This is a genomic window from Bacillus sp. FSL R10-2780 (assembly GCF_038006125.1).
Classification (GTDB): Bacteria; Bacillota; Bacilli; order Bacillales; family Bacillaceae_G; genus Bacillus_A; species Bacillus_A cereus_U.
Map to the genome: position 1 here is coordinate 4202737 of NZ_JBBOUQ010000001.1, position 16894 is coordinate 4219630.

Genomic DNA, 16894 nt, shown 5'->3' on the forward strand with positions numbered 1-16894 from the left:
CTCTTTCAAAAAGTGAAAGAGTCCCTTTTTTTATTTACTAGATGAAGTTTGTTTCAATACAAATTGCTCGATTGCATGAGCAACACCATGTTCATTGTTTGTTAATGTTACAACGTCACATAGTTTTTTTACATCTTCTTCGGCATTTCCCATTGCAACTGATAAGCCTGCAACTTGTAACATTGGCACGTCATTAAAGTTATCGCCGATTGCAACAGTATCTTCAATTGGTATATTGAAATAAGCTGCCATTTCTTGCAAACCATTGCCTTTATGGCCATGCTTATCCATAATTTCTACATTAGTAGGAGCTGATGCCGTAACTGAAATGTCCGTATCTCCTTGTAAAGTTTGTAATAGCTGTGAACGATGAGCAGCATTAAATGTTAAAATGAAGAATTTAGATATTTCTAATTCTGGATTATTTACGACATCTTCTATTTTTTGGAAATCAGTAATTAAGTTAGATTTCTTTTGTTTTTCTGTAATTCTTTCAAGTTCTTCAAGTGTAACATCTAGTGTATGTTTGTTTTCTTCGAATGTCTGCATGACTTGACCTTGCCATGTATAAGGAGAATAAACCCCTTTATTTGTGTACAACTTATATGGGAAACCTTCAGATTCTAGTAATTTTGCAAGCTTGTATACTTTATCATTGTGTAAACAACGCGAGTTAATTACTTTTCCGTCCACATAAACAATTGCCCCATTGCTTGCTCCAACTGGAAGAGATAGTTTATATTCTTCCAATAATTTCAAAGCATCCTCCTTCGCGCGGCCAGAACAAATCATTACAATATGACCAGCTTCTTTTGCGGTTTGGATAGCTTGTAAGTTCTCTTTGGAGATTTCAAGATTAGATGATAGTAGTGTACCATCCATATCTAGTGCGATTAATTTCAAAATGACCACCTCTTTGTTTCCATTATACATAGTTATATAGAGGAAACATATAAACTTATCTTGGAAAGATAGTATTTAATCCCGCATTAATTTGCCAGTAAAAGCTCGATTGGTGAGGGGGAATAATCAGTAGGGAATGGAACCCTTGCTGATTAAAGTTTCACTTTGTTTTGTAACAAAATAGAGATGAATAATATTATATTTCGCTTTATGACCGTAATGTTACACTAGTGTTACGAACATGATTGTAGTAGAAAACGCATTAGAACAAGGTTTTTGAGTGTTTATTTAAAAAAACGTAAAAAAAGTGTAATAAAATTTACGTAATTATATTGCAACGTAATAATACTTATGTTACATTAATGTTACAAACGTTACGTAATTAATTTCAATGTAACGTTAATATGAAAACTATGAACTAATCATTTCTTAGAAATTACATATAGATAACTTATAAAAAGGAGAATGAATGATATGAACAACGAGCAAGTATTAAACGTAACAAAAGGTGACTTCTTAGGATCAGCAAGCGGAGCAGTAGTATTAACAGCATTAATCGTATTTCTTTCAAGCGTATTAGTATAATAGAAGCTTTGTAACAAAAATAAGAGAAGGGAGAATGAAAATTATGAACAACGAGCAAGTATTAAACGTAACAAAAGGTGACTTCTTAGGATCAGCAAGCGGAGCGGTAGTATTAACTGCATTAATCGTATTTCTTTCAAGCGTATTAGTATAATAGAAGTTTTGTAACAAAAATAAGAGAAGGGAGAATGAAAATTATGAACAACGAGCAAGTATTAAACGTAACAAAAGGCGACTTCTTAGGATCAGCAAGCGGAGCAGTAGTATTAACAGCATTAATCGTATTTCTTTCAAGCGTATTAGTATAATAGAAATTTTGTAACAAAAATAAGAGAAGGGAGAATGAAAATTATGAACAACGAGCAAGTATTGAACGTAACAAAAGGCGACTTCTTAGGATCAGCAAGCGGAGCAGTAGTATTAACAGCATTAATCGTATTTCTTTCAAGCGTATTAGTATAATAGAAATTTTGTAACAAAAACAAAAGAAGGGAGAATGAGGAATATGAACAAGGAACAAGTATTACAAGTAACAAAAATGGATATTTTAGTATCAGCAGGTGGAGCGGCTGTATTGACAGCGTTTATTATATTCCTTACAAATGTATTAGTATGATGAATATGGATAACAATAAGTTTTTATATACCGTACGTACCATTATTCTAAAAAAATAAAGACTCTGGCATATTAGTAAATAGTTAATATGTTGGGGTCTTTTTTGTTTTCCTCTCATATATCCCCTCAAGTATTAATGTTATCCCCTTATCCCGTAAAAGCCCGCTGATTAAAGTTTCACTGTATTTTAAAGAGAAAAAGGTCGAATTTTATATGTAAGAAAAAAAGAGGAATTTGACAGAAAAGATAGAAAATTTTAAAGGTCATAATTTGTTAGCTTGCTAACTAATTTCTATTAACGAACATTGGAAGCGTTTTTGGTTAGGTTTAATTATGGACCATTTAATCTATTTACAGGGGGATGAGGAATTTATGAAACAAAAATCTATGGATACGCTAGCTGCACAAATGGAGGATTTTTTCCCGGTACGTGATGTAGATCATATAGAATTTTACGTAGGAAATGCAAAGCAATCAAGTTATTATCTTGCGAGAGCGTTTGGATTCAAAATTGTAGCTTATTCTGGATTAGAAACAGGAAACCGTGAAAAGGTATCTTATGTTCTTGTGCAAAAGAATATGCGTTTTGTTGTGTCTGGAGCTTTAAGTAGCGATGGCCGTATTGCAGAGTTTGTAAAGACTCATGGTGATGGAGTGAAAGATGTGGCTTTACTTGTTGATGACGTTGATAAAGCTTACTCTGAAGCGGTGAAGCGTGGCGCTGTTGCGATTGCTCCTCCTGAAGAGTTAACAGATGAGGAAGGTACCTTGAAGAAAGCGGTTATTGGTACGTATGGTGATACAATTCATACGCTTGTAGAGCGTAAAAATTATAAAGGAACATTCATGCCAGGATTTCAAAAGGTAGAGTTCAATATTCCATTTGAAGAATCCGGTTTAATTGCTGTAGACCATGTCGTTGGTAACGTTGAGAAAATGGAAGAATGGGTTAGTTATTATGAGAACGTCATGGGATTTAAACAAATGATTCACTTTGATGATGACGATATTAGCACAGAGTATTCGGCATTAATGTCAAAAGTTATGACGAATGGAAGCCGTATTAAGTTTCCAATTAATGAACCAGCAGATGGAAAAAGAAAGTCGCAAATTCAAGAATATCTAGAGTTCTATAACGGAGCGGGTGTACAGCATCTTGCTTTATTAACAAGTGACATTGTAAAAACAATTGAAGTACTTCGTGCGAATGGTGTTGAGTTTTTAGATACGCCAGATACGTATTACGATGAGTTAACTGCAAGAGTGGGGAAAATTGATGAAGAAATTGATAAATTAAAAGAATTGAAGATTCTAGTAGACCGTGACGAAGAAGGTTATTTATTACAAATCTTTACGAAACCAATTGTAGATCGTCCAACTCTATTTATTGAAATCATCCAACGTAAAGGTTCTCGTGGATTTGGCGAAGGGAACTTTAAAGCGTTATTCGAATCAATTGAAAGAGAACAAGAGCGTCGCGGAAATTTATAAAATTTGTATCCACCAGCAAGAGTTCCTTTGTTGGTGGAAATTTCATTTTCATAGGGAGGAATCATGATGAAATTTGTTACATTTCGTCTCCCCTCGAAAGAAATGCGAGCTGGATGGCTTGAAGGTGACAAAGTAATTGATATGAATCTTGCGAGTGATGGACAAATACCTTCTTCTATGTTCGCCTTTTTAGAGAAAGCAGATGCGTATGTAGAAGTATTGCGTAATATTAAGCATCCTGAAAAGGGTATATATTCCTTAGATGAAGTTCAATTAGCAGCGGCAATTCCTAATCCGAGTAGCATTCGAGATTTTTATGCATTTGAACAGCATGTAAAAACAGCCCGCGGAAGAAGAGGGTTAGATGTTGTACCTGAATGGTATGATATCCCGGTTTTTTATTTTACTAACCACCGTGCTGTTATTGGACCAGATGATTTTGTTATTGGTCCGAAGAAGTCTAAAAAACTTGATTATGAGTTAGAGATTGCTTGCGTAATTGGGAAAGAAGGACGAAACATTTCTCGTGAGCAAGCAGAGGAATATATTTTTGGGTACTGTATTATGAACGACTGGAGTGCAAGGGACTTACAAGCAACAGAAATGAAAGTAGGGCTTGGCCCAGCGAAAGGGAAAGACTTTGCAACTTCATTAGGAGCGTATCTCGTTACGAAAGAGGAATTAGACGTTTATCGTAACGGTGATCGTTATGATTTAGAGATGACTGCTCATGTAAATGGGCAACTGTTATCAAAAGGGAATTTCCAAGATATTTATTATGCATTCTCTGAAATGATTGAACGTGCTTCGGAAGATGTTACGTTATATCCAGGGGATGTTATCGGGTCTGGAACAGTAGGAACAGGCTGTATTTTGGAGCTTGGTACGGAAGAGTGGCTGCAAGATGGAGATGTTGTAGAACTTACGATTACTGGTTTAGGTACATTACGTAATACGGTCAAAAAAGAGATGGAAGCAGGTGATGGGCATGTATTATCGTCACATGGGGGAGCTACCTCATAAACGACATGTACAATTCCGTAAAAAGGATGGATCGCTTTATCGTGAACAGGTAATGGGAACAAAAGGTTTTTCTGGTACGCAGTCTATTTTGTATCATCATTATATGCCAACGGAAGTAGGTCATGCGGCATTATCGCATTCTTGTCAGTTACAGTATGAAGAGGATGCCCTTCTTGCTCATCGTCACTTTCGCACGAAAGAAAATAAGAAAAATGGTGATGCAGTAAGTGGAAGAACCTTCATACTTGGAAATGAAGATTTGTTAATTGGAGTAGTGAGTCCGGCAGAAAAAATGGATTATTTCTATCGTAATGGTGATGGCGATGAAATGTTATTCGTTCATTATGGAACAGGAAAAATTGAGACGATGTTTGGAACGATTCACTATAGAAAAGGTGATTATGTAACGATTCCAATTGGAACGATTTATCGTGTTATTCCAGATGAGGGAGAGACTAAGTTTCTTGTTGTAGAGGCAAATAGCCAAATTACAACACCAAGTCGCTATCGCAATGAGTATGGGCAACTGTTAGAGCATAGTCCGTTTTGTGAAAGAGATATTCGTGGTCCGGAGAAATTGGAGACATATGATGAAAAAGGTGAGTTTGTCGTAATGACAAAGTCGAGGGGTTATATGCATAAGCATGTTTTAGGGCACCATCCGTTAGATGTTGTTGGCTGGGATGGCTATTTATATCCATGGGTATTTAATGTTGAGGATTTTGAACCAATTACAGGTCGTATTCATCAGCCGCCACCAGTACATCAAACATTCGAAGGTCATAATTTTGTTATTTGCTCTTTCGTACCACGCTTATATGATTATCATCCAGAATCAATTCCGGCACCATATTATCATAGTAATGTGAATAGTGATGAGGTACTTTACTATGTAGAAGGTAACTTTATGAGCCGAAAAGGTGTGGAAGAAGGTTCTATTACGCTTCATCCGAGCGGGATCCCACATGGGCCGCATCCTGGAAAAACAGAAGCGAGTATAGGGAAGAAAGAAACACTTGAATTGGCTGTTATGATAGATACATTCCGTCCGCTTCGTATTGTGAAACAAGCACATGAGACGGAAGATGAAAAGTATATGTATAGCTGGATTGAAGAGGGTTCATATACTGTGAAATAAGTAAAAAGAGGCATGCTCAATAAAGGAGCATGCCTCTTTTGTGAAATCGACATGTATACTAATACCAAAAACAGTTATGAAAAGGTATATAGATATGATTGTGTGAATCTTTTTATAGAAAGAATGATAAGGGTATAGCGCGTATCTCGATAGTTTTCTGTTTATTCCGACAAAAGCATTGACTAAAAAACATACTGTAGGTAAAATGAAAAAAGTAAATTAAATTTTCAGAAAACTAAAATCATGGAGGAGCACAGTATGAAGCAAATTTTTCAAAAGAAGCCGATTTCAACGTTACTGCAAGAAAGTAAACAAAAGACATTATCGAGAACGTTAGGGGCACTTGATTTAACAATGCTTGGAATCGGAGCAATTGTTGGAACTGGTATTTTTGTTCTTACTGGCGTTGTAGCAGCGAAACATTCTGGACCAGCTATTATATTATCATTTGCTATAGCTGCATTAGCTTGTGCCTTTGCTGCATTTTGTTACGCTGAATTTGCTTCTTCAGTTCCTGTCTCAGGGAGTGTGTACACGTACACGTATGCGACGATGGGAGAAGTATTTGCATTCTTAATTGGATGGGATTTAATGCTCGAGTATTTATTAGCTACATCTGCTGTAGCCAATGGATGGTCAGCGTATTTTCAATCGTTATTAAAGGGATTTGGGATTCATATTCCGACCATTCTCTCCTCGGCTCCTGGTACAGGAAAGGGTGGAATAATTGATCTACCTGCAGTTCTAATTATTCTAGTTATGACAGCTCTTTTATCTAGAGGTGTTCGTGAAAGTGCACGAATAAATAATATCATGGTATTTATTAAAATAGCGGTTGTTCTTATCTTTATCTTTGCTGGTTTTAATTATGTGAAACCTGAAAATTGGACGCCTTTTATGCCATTTGGTTTAGATGGTGTAATGGCTGGAGCTGCTACAGTATTCTTCGCATTCATAGGATTTGATGCAGTTTCAACAGCTGCAGAAGAAGTGAAACGTCCGCAACGTGATTTACCAATCGGCATTATCGCATCGTTATTAATTTGTACTGTTCTTTATATCGTTGTTTCACTTATTTTGACAGGAATTGTTCCATACGGACAGCTAAATATATCAGATCCAGTTGCCTTTGCACTTCAATTTATTGGACAAGATAGTTTAGCGGGAGTAATTTCGGTAGGAGCAATTACAGGGATTACAACTGTAATGCTAGTTATGATGTATGGGCAAGTTCGTGTTTCGTATGCGATGAGCCGAGATGGGCTTTTGCCGAAGCGTCTTGCTAAAGTTCATCCGAAATTTAAAACACCATTTTTAAATACATGGACAACTGGGATTATTGCAGCACTTATTTCAGGGCTAATTGATTTAAATGTTTTAGCACACCTTGTAAATATGGGGACATTGTCAGCCTTTGCACTTGTAGCAGTTGCGGTTATTGTCCTGAGAAGAACTCATCCTGACTTACCAAGGGCATTTAAGGCGCCTCTTGTACCATTTTTACCAGCGTTAACGGTAATTTTTTGTTTATACTTAATGCTTCAGTTATCCGGAACAGCGTGGATTAGTTTTGGGGTATGGATGGTTATTGGTATAGCAGTTTACTTTTTATATAGCCGAAAACATAGTGCTTTAAGTAATAGTAAAAAAGAAGAAGATGTAGCAAATTTATAAGTGGAAAAATCCATTCTAATTCTGTTAGAATGGATTTTTGTTTTGAAAATTTACATTTTTCTGAATTTGTTGTAAGATAATTGTTGGTTAATTAAAGGGGGGGAAGTATGAAAAATACATGGCGTGAGCTAAGGGCGATGGATCGTAACGTATGGATTCGATTTATCGGTGAGACATTGAACGGAATTGCGATGATGATGTTAATGCCTTTTTTTGCACTATATTTAAAAGATAAGGTAGATTCTTTATTACAAGTTGGAATTATTATGGCGCTTTCTCCAATTGCTGCAAGCTTTGGCTCACTTATAGGCGGAAGAATAGCTGATATATATGGAAGAAAGCCAATTATGATATTTTCGATGGCGAGTAATGCATTACTAATGCTCGGTTTTTTATTTATAGAAGGGTTTATCCCATATGCTATTTTATCTATTTTTTTAGGGTTAAGTAATTCTCTATTTCATCCAGCGGCATCAGCGATGGTTGCAGATGTGACGGCGCCAGAAAAAAGAACAGAGGCATATGGTTTATTGCGAATGGGACACAATATTGGTGCTGCAATTGGGCCGATAATGGGAGTATCAGTAGTTGTTTTATCGAAGAACCTTGTTTTTATTATCGCTTCGTCGACAATGCTATTTTATGCATTACTTGTATTGATTTTTATTCAGGAGACAATGCCAAAAGCCGCAGATAAAAAAGAAGAGAATGAAGAGAGGGAATCAGGTGCGGTTTGGAAAATTTTAATGAGAGATAAGGCGTTAATGATTTATTTGTTAGCGGGAATCATTATTTCTATGGGATTTTCTCAAACAGAAGGCATGTTGCCGCTGCACTTTGATAACGAAATGAAGGGCATTAATAATCCATATCCATATTTAATGGCGCTAAATGGACTATTAGTTGTTTTATTTCAGTTTCAAATTTCAAAATGGGCGGCAGATAAACCTGTCGGAAAGACGATGTTATACGGTGCGTGTTTGTTCGGAATTGGTTTGTTTTTTATAGGGTGGTTACCGAAGTGGTTTGGAGGATTAGATACAAATGCTACAATTATTTTAATAACGTTACTGTTCGTTTATGCAATATACACGTTAGGTGAGATGATTATGTCACCTGTACAGATGACGTTTGTAGCGAATTTGGCCCCTGAGCATTTGAGAGGAACATATATGGGAGCGGCCAGTTTGCAGTGGATCACAGGGGGGGCATTTGGTCCACTTCTTGGTGGTTTTCTATTGGATCGTTTGCTTGGTCACTTCTTATTTACAATTTTAGGTGTTGGATGTGTAGTTGCAGGCTTTGTATATGTTTCTTTAGATCGTCTTGTTGAGCAGAGGCAAAAAGATACGCTTACAAAACAGTCTTCTTAATAAAATGAAACTTTAATCAGTGTTTTTTCATTCTCCATAAATGGTAGGATAATATAGATGACATACACAAAAAGTGGATTTCTACATATTTTAGGTACATAACCAGATTAGATAGCAATCTTACTTTAAAGTTTAATTATGTTTAGGTGTGTAGAAAATTAAAGAGGAAAAGTGTAGAAAACCAATAAGTGGTGTCTTTTAATTATTTATGGAAGTTACATTTTATTTCAAATAGGAACTACCTATTTTTATAAAAAGTGCTAAAATAGAAAAATGAAAACAATTGGTTAGGGTGATTTCAGTGACAAAAATTAAATTAGGTTTATTATACGGTGGAAAATCAGCTGAGCATCAAGTTTCGTTACAAACGGCTCTTGCTGCTATTAAAGCATTAAATCAAGATAAATTCGAGATTCATCCAATTTATATTACAGAACAAGGTCAATGGGTACGCGGTGAGCGTATTGAAGGTGAAGTAACAGATGTTGAAACTTTAAAAATGAGCGGTGCAGAAAATGCGATTTCCCCGTTATCATTAAGCACAGAAATTATTCCGTCTGCAACTTCTCAAGAAGATGCGATTGACGTTATTTTTCCATTACTACATGGGCCAAACGGTGAAGATGGAACGGTTCAAGGATTATTAGAATTAATGAACATTCCTTATGTAGGTAACGGTGTATTAGCATCAGCTGCTGGTATGGATAAAGTCGTTATGAAAAATATCTTTGCAGAAGCTGGATTGAAACAAGCGAAATATGCATCTTTCATTCGTAGCGCATGGGAAAAAGATAGTGAAATAGCGTATGAAAAAGTAGAAGAAGTATTAGGATATCCTTGCTTCGTAAAACCAGCAAACCTTGGTTCAAGTGTTGGTATTAATAAGTGTAACGATCGTGAAGAGCTTGAGAATGCATTCGAAGAGGCATTCCAATTTGACCGTAAAATTATTGTAGAAGAAAATATTGTAGGTCGTGAAGTAGAAGTTGGTGTATTAGGTAATGATGAGCCGAAATGTTCTGTTGTAGGTGAAATTGTACCGAAAAAAGATTTTTATGATTACAAATCGAAATACATCGATGGTGATACAGCGTTAATTATTCCAGCTGAAATGACAGAAGAAGAGTCTAATGTAATTAAGCGAGATGCAATTATTGCATTCCAATCATTAGATGGTTCTGGCTTAACACGAGCTGATTTCTTCTTAACGAAAGATGGAGAACTATATATTAACGAAGTAAACACAATGCCAGGATTCACGCCGTTTAGTATGTTCCCGCTATTATGGCAACATACAGGGTTACCGTATCCGGAATTAATTGAAGAGTTGATTCGTTTAGCGATTGAACGTCACGAAGAAAAACAAAAAATTAAATATACAATCTAACAAAAAAGGAGGAAGCACTATTCGAAGGAATAGTGCTTCCTCTATGTAAGGAGTGTTTTTTTATGATTAAGCGAACGTTAAAACAAGTAGAGAAAATGGTAGATGGTACTGGATTAGCAGAGAAATATGAGGGGATTACTATACAAGGAGCATCTATTGATACGAGAAAGATTGAAAAAGGAAACTTATATGTTCCGATTCAAGGTGAACGTTTCGATGGACATGCTTTTGTAGATAAAGCTGTTGAAAACGGGGCGATTGCTACATTGTGGATGAAAGATGTAGAAAACCCACCTGAAAATCTTCCAGTTATTTTTGTAGAAGATACACTAGCAGCATTGCAAATGTTAGCGAAAAACTATCGTGATCAATTGGATGTAAAAGTTGTTGGTGTAACGGGTAGTAATGGTAAAACATCTACGAAAGATATTGTAACAAGTATTCTTGCGACTAAATTTAAAGTTCAAAAAACAGAAGGTAATTTCAACAACCATATCGGTTTACCTCTTACTATTTTAAATTTAGAGGAAAATACAGAAGTAGCTGTATTAGAAATGGGCATGTCAAGCCGAGGTGAAATTGAATTTCTATCTAAGTTAGCTCGTCCTAATGCAGCTATTATCACGAACATTGGTGAGGCACACTTAATGGATTTAGGCTCTCGTGAGGCAATTGCTGAAGCGAAGTTAGAAATTGTTACAGGTTTACAAGAAGGTGGAGTTTTTGTATATAATGGGGATGAGCCGCTATTAACAAATCGTGTTCCGGAAATGAATTTAGCAGCTGAAACAGTTACATTTGGTGATGCGAGAGCAAATGATTATTATCCAACTACTGTAACATTACAGGCGACTGGGACACACTTTAAGATGAATAGAGATGAAACTTTGTCATTCTATCTGCCAGTACTAGGAAAGCATAATGTATATAATACGCTTGCTTCAATGGCAATTGCAAAAAATTTTGGTGTAACGTGGGAAGAAATGAAAAAAGGTTTAGTAACACTTCAAATGACAGGTATGCGTATGGAAATTGTAAAAAAAGATAGTGGTTTAACAATTATCAATGATGCTTATAATGCTAGTCCAACAGCTATGGAAGCTGCGTTCCACCTAATGAATGGTTTAGATGGATTTGCTAAAAAAATTGTTGTACTTGGTGATATGTTAGAACTTGGAAATCAAGAAGTGCAATTTCATTATGAAGTAGGTAAATTAATTGATCCAGCAAAAATCTCATATGTATTCACATATGGTAGATTAGGGGCTCAAATTGCTGAAGGTGCAAAAATTAATTTCCCTAAAGACCGTGTAAAAGCGTATGATAGTAAAGAAGAGTTAATAAAAGAGTTGCAAGCAGTAGTTGATGCAAAAGATGTTGTGCTAGTAAAAGCGTCTCGCGGTATGAAATTAGAAGAAGTAATTACGATGTTGAAATAATTGGTGTATATAAATAGGGATGATAGCCACGAAAATAGTGGAAACTTATAATAAGCGCTTACAGTAAATGATAAAAAAATAAAAGTAAAGAAAAAAGCTCTGAATATGAAATAAGGTAACAGTTGGGGTTTGCTTTTTACACCTACAAAACTTATAATTGATAAAGTGTAATAACGTTTAGAAGTATTTTCGTGAAGAATATACGCCCGGTTATACGTCAGTATTCAGGAAAAGGGCTTTTCCGCAAGTTCGGAAAACGCCTTTTTTTAAATGATAAGTATAGGATAGAAAAGGAGAAGTAACATTGACAACATTTCGAGAATTAGGATTAAGTGAGTCTTTACTACAATCTGTTGAAAGTATGGGCTTTGAAGAGGCTACGCCGATTCAAGCTGAAACAATTCCATATGCATTGCAAGGTAAGGATATTATTGGGCAAGCGCAAACAGGTACAGGGAAAACAGCAGCATTCGGATTACCACTATTAGATAAAGTGAATACAAATAAAGAAGCAGTTCAAGGTATTGTTATCGCGCCAACGCGCGAATTAGCAATTCAAGTTGGAGAAGAGCTATACAAACTTGGTAAACATAAACGTGTTCGTATTCTACCAATTTATGGTGGTCAAGATATTAACCGCCAAATTCGTGCTCTAAAAAAACACCCACACATTATTGTTGGTACGCCGGGTCGTATTTTAGATCATATTAACCGTAAAACACTTCGCTTACAAAACGTAGAGACTGTTGTTCTTGACGAAGCGGATGAAATGTTAAACATGGGCTTCATTGAAGATATTGAAGCGATTTTAACAGATGTGCCAGAAACACATCAAACATTATTATTCTCAGCGACAATGCCAGATCCAATCCGTCGTATTGCTGAGCGTTTCATGACTGAGCCTCAACACATTAAAGTAAAAGCAAAAGAAGTAACAATGCCAAACATTCAGCAGTTCTATTTAGAAGTGCAAGAAAAGAATAAGTTTGACGTGTTAACACGCTTACTAGATATTCAATCTCCAGAGCTTGCAATCATATTCGGTCGTACAAAGCGTCGTGTTGATGAATTATCAGAAGCATTAAACTTACGTGGTTATGCAGCAGAAGGTATTCATGGTGACTTAACACAAGCGAAACGTATGTCTGTATTACGTAAATTTAAAGAAGGTGCTATTGAAGTTCTTGTTGCAACAGACGTTGCTGCACGTGGTCTTGATATTTCAGGCGTAACACACGTATACAACTTCGATATCCCACAAGATCCAGAATCATACGTTCACCGTATCGGTCGTACTGGCCGTGCAGGTAAAAAAGGTATTGCAATGTTATTTGTAACACCACGTGAATCAGGACAATTAAAAAATATCGAGCGTACAACAAAACGTAAGGTTGACCGTATGGAAGCACCGACACTTGACGAGGCATTAGAAGGTCAACAACGTTTAATCGCTGAAAAACTTCAAAGCACAATCCAAAATGAAAACTTATCATACTACAAGCGTATTGCAGAAGAAATGTTAGAAGAAAATGATTCTGTAACAGTAGTAGCTGCTGCTTTAAAAATGATGACAAAAGAGCCGGATACAACTCCAATCGCTTTAACATCAGAACCACCAGTTGTTTCAAGAGGTGGCGGTTCTAAAAAACGCGGTGGTAACGGAAGTGGATACCGTGATGGTAACCGTAATCGTAGTCGTGATGGACGTGGAAGCGGAAGTGGCGATGGTCGTAACCGTGATCGTAATCGTGATGGACGTGGAAGCGGAAGTGGCGATGGTCGTAACCGTGATCGCAATCGTGATGGTGGTAGTGGTAGCCGTGATGGTAACCGTGGTCGTAAAGGTGAAGGTCGCCCTGGATCTTCAAATGGACGCGGCGAAAGAAAACATCATAGCCGTCCACAAGCTTAATAAAAAAGAGAATGCCCTTTGCTGGCATTCTCTTTTTTTATTTCTGTAATTGTGCATACTACATAATAACTCGTATAGAAATGAGGTGCTATATGCTTGTAAGACTTGGGTATGTTGCGATGAGTGTGCATTTGAAGAATGCATCTCCATCTCAAACGATGACATATGCACAGTTTCGGCGGATTGATGATCGAGAGGCTGCGATTCGTAAACTCGAAAGAATCGCTAATTCGAATTTGGAAAATTGCTTACGATTATTAAAGCATAATAAAGGACATGATATATCTTTCTTTCGACTTAGTTCCAAGCTCATTCCTTTAGCGAATCATGAGGAGTTGTTAGATTGGAACTATATTCGTCCTTTAAAAGAAAATCTGAAAGAATTAGGTGAATATGCAATTCGTATGAATATGCGAATTGACTTCCATCCAGATCATTTTGTTGTACTAAATTCACCTGAGGAGAGTATTTTTAAACAATCTGTAAAGACATTGCAGATGCACAAAAAATTGTTAAAGGGTATGGGAATTGAACATAAGCAACGATGTGTATTACATGTGGGAGGAGGTTATAAAGATAAGGAGCTCGCATTAGAACGCTTTATAGAAAATTGGTCAACTGTTCCAAGAGGTATTCAAGAGATGATTATATTAGAAAATGATGACACGACCTTTTCTTTAGAAGAAACATTGTATTTAGGTGAGAAATTAGACATTCCAGTCGTGTTTGACTTGCACCATCATATGATGAATAATGACCAGGAAGATTGGCATGAAGATTGGGCACGTGTTGTACATACGTGGGAATCGTCTTTATTACCAGTTAAAATGCACATCTCTAGTCCTAGAGATGGAAAAGATCCAAGAGCACATGCGGATTTTATTGATGTAGATACCTTCTTATCTTTTTTGAAAAAGATAAAGGGGAGTGTTCCGCAAATTGATTGTATGATTGAGGCGAAGAAAAAGGATGAGTCTTTATTTCAACTAATGAGAGAGTTAAGTAAACAAACAGATGTGGAAATTGTCGGTGGTGCGAGCTTTTATATTAAATAAGCTCTGCGCCATCGGTTTTTTTTGTCCGATTGGTGCGGGCTAATAATCAGTGGGGGATGGACAACCCCCCACTGATTAAAGTTTCACTTTATTAAAAAAGGGGTGCACATGCCGCCGATGATCAGTCCTGTTAAATGGCTTATAGGATTGGCAGAGGGATTAAAGAAAGTAAATAGTAGTAATATAAGTATCATTATTGAAAAAATAGCGATGTCTCTTGGTTTTGAAGAACGATATCGACTATACAATAAAAATAATTGGGCGCCTAGTAATCCGAAAATACCACCAGATGCTCCGGCGTGAATATATTCAAAAGGCATAATAATATAAGAAGAAATATTCCCGAGAATGCCAGAAAGGAAAAAAATAATGATGAAAGAAAAGTGTCCTAGTTGTTTTTCAATAGAAGAACCAAGTACAAATAAACAAATACTATTAGAAAGAAAATGTTGTAAGTCTACGTGTACAAGTAAGGAAGTTATGACACGCCACCATTCTCCTTTAGCGATATATTCATTGTAGGCTGCCAGGTGAAAGAGGGAAAAGTCGCTCAATATAATCATGACTAATTGTATAAGAAGTAAAGAGATGATAATCGGTTGTAAGGAAATGCGAGTGGATGGTATTAGCATGTTGTTAGTATCACTCCTTTTGCATCAGAAAGATTCTCTGTTATTCTTACAATATGAATGAAGAAAGCTAAATAGAAGAAGGGGATTTTGAAATGATTGTAGGGATTGGAATCGATATTATTGAGTTAAATCGAATTGAAAAAATGCTAGATGGAAAGCTTAAATTTATGGAACGTATTTTAACTGAAAGAGAACGTGGTGTTGCCGAGGGGCTGAAAGGAAGTCGCCTTACAGAATTCGTAGCTGGAAGATTTGCAGCAAAAGAGGCGTATTCTAAAGCGGTAGGGACCGGTATCGGGAAAGAAGTGAGTTTTTTAGATATTGAAGTAAGGAATGATGATAGAGGTAAGCCGATTATCATTACAAATACAGAGCATATTGTTCATTTATCAATTAGTCATAGTAAAGAATTTGCCGTTGCTCAAGTTGTTTTGGAAAGCTCGTCACGCTAGTCTGCATATTTTATATCTTTGTCTCATATATTTGAGGTAGCGATAAGGAAGGCATACCTTCCATTCATTTATAGGGGCAAAGGGGCTGAAGTGATGAAAAGGCGTCTGTTTTTAGTTCTTGTCGGTTTGTTGACCGTTTTTGTGTTGGCGGGTTGTATGGAAAAGAAACAGGAAGATGTTGTGAGAGATTTAGAAGCGAAAGTTAAAAGTATGAAGAGTTATCAAGCTGAAGCGAAATTATCTATTAAAACAGGAAATGAGCCTCAGGAGTACAATGTAGAAATTTGGCATAAAGAACCTTCGTATTATCGTGTGAATTTGCAGAATGCGAAAAAGGATCAGAGTCAAATTATTTTAAGAAATGATGAAGGTGTATTTGTATTAACACCGGCGCTTAATAAGAGTTTCCGTTTTCAAAGTGATTGGCCGCAAAATAGTAGCCAGGCTTATTTATATGAATCACTTGTAAGAGATATTTTGCAAGATAAGAAAAATCTCTCTTTCGAGAAAACAGATAAGTATTATGTATTTAAAACAAAAACAAATTATCAACATCAAAATATGTTGCCGAAACAAGAAATTAAGCTGAATAAAAGTGATTTAACACCAGTTTCTGTGAAGCTGATGGATAATGACCAAAATGTCCTTGTAAAAGTAGATTTCACTAAAGTAAAGTTTGATGCAAAGTTTGATAAAGGTGCATTTGATACGAAACAAAATATGTCTAGAGCACAAGTGGATGTTCAGACGGCAGCGAAAGAAGACAAACCGTTTGCTATTTTGTATCCGCGTGATACGCCGCAAGGCATGACTTTGAAAGAGGAAGAAGAGTTGAAGACAGACAGTGGCAAGCGTGCAATACTCACATACACTGGAAGTAAGAAATCCTTTACTTTGATACAAGAAAAGGCAAAAGTTGCAGAGGCCTCATCGGCGGTAAGTGTAAGTGGAGAGCCGGTTGATCTTGGTTTCACGATTGGTGCATTGACGAAAGACTCTGTAACGTGGTCGCATAACGGAGTAGAATATATGCTCGTGTCTAAAGGTTTAGAGCCGAATGAGTTGTTGATGGTTGCTCGTTCGGTTACAGCGAAGCAGGTGAAGTAAACATCTAGGTGAAGTAAACATCTTAGACGTGGTGATATATGTGCACCGCGTCTTTTCTTAGTTTGAAGGTGGATTTCATAAAAGAAGCATATAAAAGAATAAGCTTC

At 36.4% G+C, this 16894-nt stretch carries 18 protein-coding genes; 16 read left to right on the forward strand and 2 right to left on the reverse strand.

Annotation, left to right across the window (positions count from 1 at the left end):
* Positions 1-30: 30 nt before the first annotated feature.
* On the reverse strand, positions 31-903 hold the full coding sequence (locus tag NSQ47_RS21955; RefSeq protein WP_341037993.1) for a Cof-type HAD-IIB family hydrolase: 873 nt from the start codon (positions 901-903) through the stop codon (positions 31-33).
* Between the two features lie 474 nt (positions 904-1377).
* Between NSQ47_RS21955 and NSQ47_RS21960 the strand changes: the two genes are divergently transcribed.
* The 14 genes from NSQ47_RS21960 (at position 1378) to uvsE (ending at position 14596) form a co-directional block, all read left to right on the forward strand.
* A complete protein-coding gene (locus tag NSQ47_RS21960; RefSeq protein ID WP_001058532.1) occupies positions 1378-1488 on the forward strand; it encodes a DUF3948 family protein in 111 nt (36 codons plus the stop codon).
* A gap of 34 nt (positions 1489-1522) precedes the next feature.
* The gene (locus NSQ47_RS21965; protein WP_002074222.1) at positions 1523-1642 is read left to right on the forward strand and encodes a DUF3948 family protein; all 120 of its coding nucleotides are present in this window, start codon (positions 1523-1525) and stop codon (positions 1640-1642) included.
* A gap of 34 nt (positions 1643-1676) precedes the next feature.
* Positions 1677-1796: a DUF3948 family protein gene (locus tag NSQ47_RS21970; protein ID WP_002074222.1), complete on the forward strand. Its 120-nt coding sequence runs from the start codon at positions 1677-1679 to the stop codon at positions 1794-1796.
* Positions 1797-1839: 43 nt separating this feature from the next.
* Positions 1840-1950, forward strand: coding sequence for a DUF3948 family protein (locus tag NSQ47_RS21975; protein WP_001058532.1), 111 nt, complete (start codon positions 1840-1842; stop codon positions 1948-1950).
* Between the two features lie 43 nt (positions 1951-1993).
* Entirely contained in the window at positions 1994-2104 is a 111-nt protein-coding gene (locus NSQ47_RS21980; protein ID WP_002113412.1) for a DUF3948 family protein, read from the forward strand.
* A gap of 372 nt (positions 2105-2476) precedes the next feature.
* A complete protein-coding gene (hppD, locus tag NSQ47_RS21985) occupies positions 2477-3595 on the forward strand; it encodes a 4-hydroxyphenylpyruvate dioxygenase (protein ID WP_002113414.1) in 1119 nt (372 codons plus the stop codon).
* 66 nt (positions 3596-3661) lie between these two features.
* Entirely contained in the window at positions 3662-4618 is a 957-nt protein-coding gene (locus NSQ47_RS21990; RefSeq protein WP_341037994.1) for a fumarylacetoacetate hydrolase family protein, read from the forward strand.
* The gene (locus tag NSQ47_RS21995; protein ID WP_016103359.1) at positions 4584-5756 is read left to right on the forward strand and encodes a homogentisate 1,2-dioxygenase; all 1173 of its coding nucleotides are present in this window, start codon (positions 4584-4586) and stop codon (positions 5754-5756) included. The genes NSQ47_RS21990 and NSQ47_RS21995 overlap by 35 nt, the downstream gene beginning before the upstream one ends.
* A gap of 258 nt (positions 5757-6014) precedes the next feature.
* Positions 6015-7430: an amino acid permease gene (locus tag NSQ47_RS22000; protein ID WP_002159541.1), complete on the forward strand. Its 1416-nt coding sequence runs from the start codon at positions 6015-6017 to the stop codon at positions 7428-7430.
* Positions 7431-7537: 107 nt separating this feature from the next.
* A complete protein-coding gene (locus tag NSQ47_RS22005) occupies positions 7538-8803 on the forward strand; it encodes an MDR family MFS transporter (protein WP_199709970.1) in 1266 nt (421 codons plus the stop codon).
* Positions 8804-9104: 301 nt separating this feature from the next.
* Positions 9105-10190: a D-alanine--D-alanine ligase gene (locus NSQ47_RS22010; RefSeq protein ID WP_002159539.1), complete on the forward strand. Its 1086-nt coding sequence runs from the start codon at positions 9105-9107 to the stop codon at positions 10188-10190.
* Between the two features lie 62 nt (positions 10191-10252).
* Positions 10253-11629: a UDP-N-acetylmuramoyl-tripeptide--D-alanyl-D-alanine ligase gene (gene murF, locus NSQ47_RS22015; RefSeq protein ID WP_016103361.1), complete on the forward strand. Its 1377-nt coding sequence runs from the start codon at positions 10253-10255 to the stop codon at positions 11627-11629.
* A gap of 304 nt (positions 11630-11933) precedes the next feature.
* A complete protein-coding gene (locus tag NSQ47_RS22020) occupies positions 11934-13541 on the forward strand; it encodes a DEAD/DEAH box helicase (protein WP_002159537.1) in 1608 nt (535 codons plus the stop codon).
* A gap of 92 nt (positions 13542-13633) precedes the next feature.
* The gene (uvsE, locus tag NSQ47_RS22025; protein ID WP_341037995.1) at positions 13634-14596 is read left to right on the forward strand and encodes a UV DNA damage repair endonuclease UvsE; all 963 of its coding nucleotides are present in this window, start codon (positions 13634-13636) and stop codon (positions 14594-14596) included.
* Between the two features lie 83 nt (positions 14597-14679).
* Here uvsE and NSQ47_RS22030 read toward each other — a convergent pair whose 3' ends face one another.
* Entirely contained in the window at positions 14680-15228 is a 549-nt protein-coding gene (locus tag NSQ47_RS22030; RefSeq protein WP_002159535.1) for a rhomboid family intramembrane serine protease, read from the reverse strand.
* A 92-nt stretch (positions 15229-15320) separates the two neighbouring features.
* On the opposite strand from NSQ47_RS22030, the gene acpS reads away from it, so the two are divergent.
* Positions 15321-15680 carry a holo-ACP synthase gene (acpS, locus tag NSQ47_RS22035; protein WP_002009969.1) on the forward strand — a complete coding sequence of 120 codons (360 nt, stop codon included), beginning with the start codon at positions 15321-15323 and terminating at the stop codon, positions 15678-15680.
* 156 nt (positions 15681-15836) lie between these two features.
* Entirely contained in the window at positions 15837-16787 is a 951-nt protein-coding gene (locus NSQ47_RS22040; RefSeq protein ID WP_002151402.1) for a LolA family protein, read from the forward strand.
* The last annotated feature ends 107 nt before the right edge of the window (positions 16788-16894 follow it).

Coding starts and splice junctions, on each gene's coding strand:
- NSQ47_RS21960 (WP_001058532.1), top strand. CDS start 1,378: ATGAACAACGAGCAAGTATTAAACGTAACAAAAGGTGACTTCTTAGGA.
- NSQ47_RS21965 (WP_002074222.1), top strand. CDS start 1,523: ATGAAAATTATGAACAACGAGCAAGTATTAAACGTAACAAAAGGTGAC.
- NSQ47_RS21970 (WP_002074222.1), top strand. CDS start 1,677: ATGAAAATTATGAACAACGAGCAAGTATTAAACGTAACAAAAGGCGAC.
- NSQ47_RS21975 (WP_001058532.1), top strand. CDS start 1,840: ATGAACAACGAGCAAGTATTGAACGTAACAAAAGGCGACTTCTTAGGA.
- NSQ47_RS21980 (WP_002113412.1), top strand. CDS start 1,994: ATGAACAAGGAACAAGTATTACAAGTAACAAAAATGGATATTTTAGTA.
- hppD (WP_002113414.1), top strand. CDS start 2,477: ATGAAACAAAAATCTATGGATACGCTAGCTGCACAAATGGAGGATTTT.
- NSQ47_RS21990 (WP_341037994.1), top strand. CDS start 3,662: ATGAAATTTGTTACATTTCGTCTCCCCTCGAAAGAAATGCGAGCTGGA.
- NSQ47_RS21995 (WP_016103359.1), top strand. CDS start 4,584: ATGTATTATCGTCACATGGGGGAGCTACCTCATAAACGACATGTACAA.
- NSQ47_RS22000 (WP_002159541.1), top strand. CDS start 6,015: ATGAAGCAAATTTTTCAAAAGAAGCCGATTTCAACGTTACTGCAAGAA.
- NSQ47_RS22005 (WP_199709970.1), top strand. CDS start 7,538: ATGAAAAATACATGGCGTGAGCTAAGGGCGATGGATCGTAACGTATGG.
- murF (WP_016103361.1), top strand. CDS start 10,253: ATGATTAAGCGAACGTTAAAACAAGTAGAGAAAATGGTAGATGGTACT.
- uvsE (WP_341037995.1), top strand. CDS start 13,634: ATGCTTGTAAGACTTGGGTATGTTGCGATGAGTGTGCATTTGAAGAAT.
- NSQ47_RS22030 (WP_002159535.1), bottom strand. CDS start 15,228: ATGCTAATACCATCCACTCGCATTTCCTTACAACCGATTATCATCTCT.
- acpS (WP_002009969.1), top strand. CDS start 15,321: ATGATTGTAGGGATTGGAATCGATATTATTGAGTTAAATCGAATTGAA.
- NSQ47_RS22040 (WP_002151402.1), top strand. CDS start 15,837: ATGGAAAAGAAACAGGAAGATGTTGTGAGAGATTTAGAAGCGAAAGTT.